This is a genomic window from Novipirellula sp. (assembly GCF_041583735.1).
Lineage (GTDB): Bacteria > Planctomycetota > Planctomycetia > Pirellulales > Pirellulaceae > Novipirellula.
The window spans coordinates 1-7,034 of record NZ_JBFHFD010000453.1 but is presented as its reverse complement, the minus strand read 5'-3'; the positions used below and the strand labels follow the sequence as shown (position 1 = coordinate 7,034).

Genomic DNA, 7,034 nt, shown 5'->3' with positions numbered 1-7,034 from the left:
CTTGCAGTTCTTACCATCAGAAATCCAATCGAGTCACAGGATTGAGGAAACGGCTCGGGCCCCCAAAAAAGCCATCGAGCCGATGTCGTGCGGTGAAAACAATTCCGCTTCGAAAAAACCAGTCGTGTCCGGCGGGGGGCGTATCGAAGCGGGTGCGAGGGGCAAATCGCAGTTTAGGACTGCTGCAATTGATCCAACAAACGTCCGGGGCTACCCATGGCGTGATAACCTCCATCGACGTGCAGGATATCGCCGGTGATTCCGTTGCTATCATCGCCAAGCAAGAATGCACCGGTCCGCGCGACTTCGTCGTGAGTCACGTTGCGGCCCATCGGCGCCATGTGCTCGTACATGGTCAACATTTTTTCAACGCCCGCAGCACGACCGGCCAATGTCCGGATCGGGCCTGCTGAAAGGGCGTTCACCCGTACTCCTAATGGCCCCATATCGTAAGCCAAATAGCGGACCGTGGCGTCCAATGCTGCCTTGCAAATCCCCATGACGTTGTAGCCGGGAACGCACTTCTCCCCCCCAAAATAGGTCATGGTAGCTATCGCACCCCCCGGGTTCATGATACCCTTAGCAGCGTTAGTACAAGCGATCAAAGTGTAGACACTGACGTCCATTGCCAATTTAAATCCGGCGCGACTTGTCTCGACGGTATCGCGAGAAAGGTCGTCGCGGTCGGCAAACGCGATGGAATGCAGCATAAAATCGATTTTTCCAAATTGTTCCTTAGTGTGATCAAAAACACTGCGGATATCGTCGTCATTTTGCGCATCCATGGGTACAAGAAACTTTGCGTTCTCATACTTGTCGGTGAGTTGCGAAACGCGACGGCGATTTCGTTGCCGTTCGTCATCCGCGCGGTCGGGTAAATGAGTAAATCCACATTCACCACCTTGATCCATGATTTGTTTTGCGATGGCCCATGCGATCGAATGGTCGTTCGCCACGCCCAGAATCAGACCTTTTTTGCCTTTGAATTGCATCGTCACTTCATTCCTAAAAATCTTGGCGGTCACGTAGAGAGACCGAGTTTTGCAAATATCGCATCAACAGTTTACGCGATTCAACTTCGCGCCGCGTGGCAACGAAGTCACAGGATAACGGGTAAGTACCATCCTCGTCTATTTGTCTAATTTCGCTTGGGAAACCTTTCAATGACCGAGACACCTGCATTGATCGAATCTGACCGGCTCGAGAATGAGTTATCGATTGATATTTTGAAGACATTGCAAGCAGACCATTCCCGCCACGATTTTCTAGATGTGGCAATTCCCGGGGTTTTACAGTCGATGGGAGGAACCTTGGGCGGTTTGGTCAGCCAACGCAGTGGCAAATGGACACCGGAATGCTGGGTCGGCGAAAAATTGCCATTTCCATCCGAATTAGTCGGGGAAGCCTTTGACCGCGGGGTCACGATTTCAGCCGACGGATGGCATGCGATCCCGCTGGCCCAACCGCAACGCGGATCCAACACGACGGGCGAACCGTCGCCCAGCTCGGCATTGGTGATGCGATTGTCTGACGATAGGAGTCGACTCGAGCCGACCGAATCGGCTCCGCACACTCAGCCGATCGCAGACATGTTGTCGGCGGCGCTACACCGAATTGACACCCATGACCGTAATCTACAGCGAATCGATCAGTTGTCTTCGGTGCTGCGAGCGGCCGCTCAGTGGCAGCAACTCGATGATGATGAAGCCCTGCTGCAGCGGATCGCCGACACCGCAACGAAACTGCTGCACTGTGAACGCGCCAGTATCTTTTTGTGGGACCGACGACGCAAGAAACTCATCGGACGTCCGGCACTTGGCGTCGAGGGCAAACCGCTCGAAGTGGACGACAAAGCAGGCGTGGTCGGTGAAGTGCTCAGCACCGGCGAAGCCAAAATCTGGAACGGCAACAGCGACGATGACGAATCGCGAGTCAACCGCACGGTGGACCGCACGCTCGAGTTCCAAACTCACTCGTTGGTGGCCGTGCCGATGTGCAATCCGGTTGCTCATTTTGGCGCAAACACCAAACCGACCGCCCATGGCCGCGAAGAAATCGTCGGGGTATTCGAAGCAATCAACCGTCGCAACGGTTCGTTCGATCATTCCGACGTCGTGCTGCTATCGGACTTGGCACTGCATGCCGCCGCTGCGATCCACAGCTTGCAAACGAGGAAATCGCTGACCGATTCGCGTGACCGATTGGTCGACGACGCCGCCTCGAAAACGCAACTGATCGGCAACCACCCTTCGATTGATCAGGTGCGTAAAAATGCACAAAAGGTTGCCGCAACCGATCTAACCGTGCTGGTCCTAGGCAGCAACGGCACGGGCAAAGAAGTGCTCGCACGGCACATCCATTACGAAAGCAATCGTCGTAGTGGGCCGTTTATTGCCGTCAACTGCGCAGCCTTGGTCGAGTCATTGTTAGAGAGCGAGCTGTTCGGCCACGAAAAGGGCTCGTTCACCGACGCCAGCCAAACTCGGGTGGGCAAGTTCGAACTGGCAAATGGCGGAACCCTATTTTTGGACGAAGTGGGCGACATGAGCCCCGGCGGCCAAGCAAAATTGCTACGGGTACTCGAAGACAAAGTGGTCATTCGCGTGGGCGGATCGCAAACCATTCCCGTCGACGTCCGCGTGATCGCTGCCACCAATCAGCCGCTCGAACAACGAATTATCGAGAAACGGTTTCGCGAGGATTTGTTCTTTCGGCTGAACGTTGTTTCGCTGACGCTTCCTTCGTTAGCCAAACGTGGCGACGACATTTTGATGTTAGCCAACCACTTTCTGCAGCACTTCGCCTATCAAATCGGGCGGACGGTTCCGACCCTCGATGCCAACGCAAAATTGACGATGCTGTCGCATCCGTGGCCTGGAAATGTTCGCGAGCTACGAAACACAATGGAACGCGTTTGCTATCTGTGCAGCGGGGATCGGATCGGGGTTGATGACTTGATGTTGACCGGAACCTCATCGCTGACCTCGGGGGGGAATCGTGAAGCCTCGTTTTTGTCCAGCGCCCCACCGTCACTCTCCGATGCGACCCGCATCTATCAAGTCGCCCATATCAACCAAGCGATCGAAAACTGTCGCGGCAATATGACCGAAGCGGCGGAGCGACTCGGACTGCATCGCTCGAACCTGTACCGCAAAATGCGTCAGTTGGGTATGCCCACCTCGGGCGAATAAACGCGTGCATTTCGCTTGCTCAAAGCGAGTATGGGACCTCGGCGTCCCTGGGCTACCACCTTTCCCAAGCATCCCGGATCGCCTAAAAACGGGGCTCCGCGGCCCATCGTGAGCCGCCCGCAACGACAAATCCACCGCCCCATGCTGCGGTGGTGCGTCCCCTCTCAACAAGCCCCCCATCGGTCATGTTCGAACCTCGCCGCACGCTTTACGGATCTCTTGACTGTATCGTCATTGACGGAGGCCCGTCGCCGAAAGTCCTGGTCGTTCTGTGTCACGGCTACGGAGCCCCTGGCACCGATCTCGCTTCGCTCGCGTTTGAATGGATCACGTTGCTGGGTGAGGACGCAGTCGATTTCCGCTTTGTTTTCCCTGCGGCTCCGCAAACGTTGGCTGAAATGGGGATGCCCGATGGACGTGCGTGGTGGCCGATCAACATGGCTCAACTTGCACAACACGCTCAATCCTCGTCGTTTAGCGAACTGCACACCGCAGTCCCACCGGGAATCGATGAAGCGCGTCAAACGCTCAGCGACAGTATTGCGGCGATGAAAGTCGAGATGGGCGTCCCCGACGCTCCCCTCGTGCTAGGCGGATTTTCACAAGGTGCGATGTTGACGCTCGATACGGCGCTTCGCGGGACCATCGATCCCCCGCAGATATTGATCCTATTTTCAGGAACATTGGTCTGCCAATCTCACTGGAACGCGTCGCTCAGCCGACTCCAACAAACCCGCGTCTACCAATCCCACGGCAACGTCGATCCCATCTTGCCTTATTCCAGCGCCGTCGCATTGTCACAGTGGTTAAGCGAAGCGGGCATCGAAACCGAGTTTCATTCGTTTCGTGGAGGGCACACCATTGATGGTGAATCGATCGAAACGACGGCACAGTGGATGAACGCCTTGCCGCGCGATGCCTAGCGGACTGTTGCCATCGACTTTGACAGCGGAACGACGCGACAGCGATTTAGTAGTCGCATTCCATGCTGGAACTGCTCGATTCGGGAGTCCAATCGATCAGAGGTCGGTGATTGGAGTGACATCGCAACATCACGCAAACCAGCGAGGGGATGGGTAGCTCACGATGCGTTGCCATCGAGATCACCGCCAAGTTGTACGAGACCATCGCAGCGTGCGATTTTTCTTGCGCGGCAGCAAGGCCTTGGATACACCCTCGGATGGTACCGCGATGTGCAAGGACTTCGTCCGCCTCAACCTGTTTGACTAACAACGAGGATGTGACCACCAATTGACGCTGCTCGTCGGCCAAGGCTCTTGCCGAAGCACGGTTTGAACTATCCAAACGCAATTTACTTAATGCGTTCTCCGATTTTCGGAAAGCATCCGCTAATTGAATCTGACGGGCGGTCTCAAAATCGCTCGGCAATGCGTCGAGCAGATGTCCGACGATTAAATGCTCTTTCGCAATCGCTTCGACCAAGCATTCAAGTGACGCATCGCAGTGCCGCTGCATCTTGGCTAGTTGACGATATCCCGCAGCAATCAAGGCGAGACCAGCCAACATCGCCATCGCGAACATGAACGCAATGATCTGTAGCAAAATCCCCCCCTTGATTAACTCAGTGCCGATTTGAAATATCATTTGTAGCAGATCCTACTCCTCGACGTAATTAATTGAGTTCCATCTTTTTGACCGGTTTGCATAAAAAATCTTGCCCGTTCGCAGCGAAACCAGATCACGCCCCCCCTCGTTTTGCTGCATTAAGGGCATGTCACGCAGGAAACCCCTGTGATGGCGGCGGAAGCCGCGAAGCCGAATCGAGAAACAATATAAATCTTGGTATTATTTCATCCTTGGTATATTTACATCACGTCAACTCAGCGATCGTCCTGTCATTGGGCTTTAGCACTGCGGGATAGGTCGCTGCTAAAACATTCCTCACACGCCATTACTCACCTTTGAACATGACTCAAATTGCAAGCCGGCGTCCGACGCCCGCTGAAACCACTTCGCCCTACCATCGAGAACTGATCGAGCGAGTCACCGGTGACTGTGTCCTGAAAGCGATGGACAACCAATTGTTTACAATCTGCGAGCTCGCAGGCAGCCTTTGCGCCGAGCAGCTCGACAAGGTCCATCCGCCTTATGGTTGGACGATTCGCCAAGTTTACGAACACTGCAGCAATGCCGAGCGAGTGTTTGGTTATCGCATATTGCGATTTGCTGCGGGCGATACGACCGAGCTTCCCGGATGGGACGAAAACGCGTATGCCGACAGCCGTTTTGGGCTCGGCAATTTCCACCAAATCGTTGGCGAATTGGGGGCTCTGCGGCAAGCGAATGTGGCCTTATTGCGGCGAATTACTCCCAATGCCTGGGATCACAGCGGTGTCGCCGAGAAACAAACCGTGACGGTGCGGGCACTCGCTTGGATCGCGGCGGGGCATCTGCAGCACCATTTGGAAATTGTTGCCAATCGCTGCAACGTACCGCTGAAAATGCAAGCCGCGATGTAGACGCGTCCTCCTTATAAACCGAGAGCGACAAGATACCGGGGGGAACGCGAACTCGTGTTAACTCAAGCGAGATTGGACCACACTGGATTCCTCAAGCTCGTCTTGGCCCCTAGCCCCGATCGGATCTTCATTCTCGCCCTGCAGATCCAGGTGCGTTTTCATCGTTGCCAATAATGCGAGCAAGCGGTCGGGGTGTTCTTGTCGATCCATCAACGTGTAAATCAGCAACAACTCGCGTAGCCGCAAAGACGCGTACAACGGATCGGGCAGCGAGACCTGCGACAAATCAAGATTCGCGTGATAAGCCAACAGATGTGCGGCATTTTGTCGGTCACAAACGCCAAAACCGTGCGTCTTAGGATATAGAAAGTGATTACTCAATCGCCACAACAACGCGATGATCACGGCGAGTATCGCCAGCTGGAAACCAGTCGCGATGACCAGCGGAATCGGCCCCGACGCCCCCGCACCGTACAAGATCATCGTCCGCAATTGATACGCGGCCATGATCACGATCATCACAAACAGCAATGCAAACACGCCTGCGATGAATCGTGTCGCGATCCCCAATGCCCGGTGAACGACGGGACGATTCGGCAGCGGCGGTGGTGAATAGGGTGACGACAAGAATCCCTCCCCCTTTTATTAAATGGTTCAAACGCGATGTCGATGAAAAATTGCCCTCGACCTCTTCTTGCCATGCTCCTGCTGGGCATGCTGCTGTGCGGTTCGCCGCTCAACGCAGCGACAATGGAACGCTATTCGCTCACGTTTGGTAAAACGACGGGTGGCAACACGACGGGTAAGCTGGGTGCGAAGCAAAAGTCGGATGACCGTGGCGAGATCAAGCTGACGGACAAACAGCTTCAAATTCAGATTTTTTCCTCCGTCGGCATTGGCCAGCTGAAACTGCACCGCAGCGCCGCGGAAACGTCCTGGCCCCAAACCGTGGTGTTGTTGATTCAACACAAGCCAGGAAAGCCGCTCGCTGAACTCGAAGGATTCACGCTACGAGGTAAATCCATCCTGATTCAAGGGTCTCGGCGAACCAGCGGTGCGATGGATCAATTCATTCTGACCGACGAGGGTGCGAAATTCCAGAACTTACCGTCCCAAAAAGCCAATATCCGGGTTTCGCGTACGAAAGACGCGATGCGAGTGGAGATCCCCGGCGAATTGCTCTCCGCTGAAACCGAGATCGAGATCCAGTGGATCGATTACTACCGCTCTTGAGCGTATCCCGCTTCCTTTTTCACCAGCCTTGTTCGATTTTCACCAGCCTTCTTCGATGCCAAACGCCGACCCCAACGATCGATCTCAAAACCCCGACCTGGAAAAACTGCATCGTTTCGCCTCGATGCTG

The 7,034-nt window shown here is 54.8% G+C and carries 7 protein-coding genes; 4 read left to right on the top strand and 3 right to left on the bottom strand.

The features are described from left to right. Window positions 1–173: 173 nt before the first annotated feature. Complete coding sequence (locus ABX962_RS25520) at window positions 174–992, bottom strand: enoyl-ACP reductase (protein WP_339938603.1); 819 nt, start codon at window positions 990–992, stop codon at window positions 174–176. 171 nt (window positions 993–1,163) lie between these two features. On the opposite strand from ABX962_RS25520, the gene ABX962_RS25515 reads away from it, so the two are divergent. Together ABX962_RS25515 and ABX962_RS25510 are read left to right on the top strand one after the other, a co-directional pair. Further along, a complete protein-coding gene (locus tag ABX962_RS25515) occupies window positions 1,164–3,191 on the top strand; it encodes a sigma 54-interacting transcriptional regulator (RefSeq protein ID WP_372723545.1) in 2,028 nt (675 codons plus the stop codon). Between the two features lie 185 nt (window positions 3,192–3,376). Beyond that, complete coding sequence (locus ABX962_RS25510) at window positions 3,377–4,114, top strand: alpha/beta hydrolase (RefSeq protein ID WP_372723543.1); 738 nt, start codon at window positions 3,377–3,379, stop codon at window positions 4,112–4,114. 46 nt (window positions 4,115–4,160) lie between these two features. Here ABX962_RS25510 and ABX962_RS25505 read toward each other — a convergent pair whose 3' ends face one another. After that, entirely contained in the window at window positions 4,161–4,796 is a 636-nt protein-coding gene (locus ABX962_RS25505) for a hypothetical protein (protein WP_372723542.1), read from the bottom strand. Between the two features lie 323 nt (window positions 4,797–5,119). Between ABX962_RS25505 and ABX962_RS25500 the strand changes: the two genes are divergently transcribed. Beyond that, window positions 5,120–5,671, top strand: a complete 552-nt coding sequence (locus ABX962_RS25500; protein WP_372723540.1) for a DinB family protein — start codon at window positions 5,120–5,122, stop codon at window positions 5,669–5,671. A 57-nt stretch (window positions 5,672–5,728) separates the two neighbouring features. On the opposite strand, the gene ABX962_RS25495 is transcribed toward ABX962_RS25500, so the two are convergent. Next, window positions 5,729–6,298 carry a hypothetical protein gene (locus tag ABX962_RS25495; RefSeq protein WP_372723538.1) on the bottom strand — a complete coding sequence of 190 codons (570 nt, stop codon included), beginning with the start codon at window positions 6,296–6,298 and terminating at the stop codon, window positions 5,729–5,731. 72 nt (window positions 6,299–6,370) lie between these two features. Here ABX962_RS25495 and ABX962_RS25490 point away from each other — a divergent pair, with 72 nt between their 5' ends. After that, a complete protein-coding gene (locus ABX962_RS25490; protein ID WP_372723536.1) occupies window positions 6,371–6,904 on the top strand; it encodes a hypothetical protein in 534 nt (177 codons plus the stop codon). Window positions 6,905–7,034: the final 130 nt, after the last annotated feature.

Excerpts from the sequence above, each read along its gene's own strand:
- ABX962_RS25520 (WP_339938603.1), bottom strand. The coding sequence starts at position 992 with ATGCAATTCAAAGGCAAAAAAGGTCTGATTCTGGGCGTGGCGAACGAC.
- ABX962_RS25515 (WP_372723545.1), top strand. The coding sequence starts at position 1,164 with ATGACCGAGACACCTGCATTGATCGAATCTGACCGGCTCGAGAATGAG.
- ABX962_RS25510 (WP_372723543.1), top strand. The coding sequence starts at position 3,377 with ATGTTCGAACCTCGCCGCACGCTTTACGGATCTCTTGACTGTATCGTC.
- ABX962_RS25505 (WP_372723542.1), bottom strand. The coding sequence starts at position 4,796 with ATGATATTTCAAATCGGCACTGAGTTAATCAAGGGGGGGATTTTGCTA.
- ABX962_RS25500 (WP_372723540.1), top strand. The coding sequence starts at position 5,120 with ATGACTCAAATTGCAAGCCGGCGTCCGACGCCCGCTGAAACCACTTCG.
- ABX962_RS25490 (WP_372723536.1), top strand. The coding sequence starts at position 6,371 with ATGCTCCTGCTGGGCATGCTGCTGTGCGGTTCGCCGCTCAACGCAGCG.